Here is a 212-nt window from a genome sequence, read left to right as displayed (position 1 = left end):
GTTTATGGATATATGGGAAAAGTTTTAAGAGTGAATTTAACTGAAGAAAAAATTTCCATAGAACCTTTACCTTCAGAAGATATATTGAGAAAATGGTTGGGAGGAAGAGGAATTGGTACATATTATATAATAACAGAAGTACCACCAAATGTAGATCCTTTAAGTCCTGAAAACAAATTAATTATTGCTACAGGACCTGTAACTGGAATTGT

1 protein-coding gene (cut by a window edge) is annotated in these 212 nt (G+C 31.1%); it reads left to right on the top strand.

The annotated features are described in order from the left end of the window. Positions 1–12: 12 nt before the first annotated feature. Positions 13–212 carry the 5' portion of an aldehyde ferredoxin oxidoreductase N-terminal domain-containing protein gene (locus tag LUA84_RS03435; protein WP_231434448.1) on the top strand. Its footprint extends 55 nt past the window's final position, so only the first 200 of its 255 coding nucleotides appear in the window; it begins with the start codon at positions 13–15; the stop codon falls past the right edge of the window.

It is taken from the genome of Candidatus Nanopusillus massiliensis, assembly GCF_920984865.1.
Note: the sequence above shows the minus strand (reverse complement) of the source record. Positions and strands in the feature narration are given on the sequence as shown.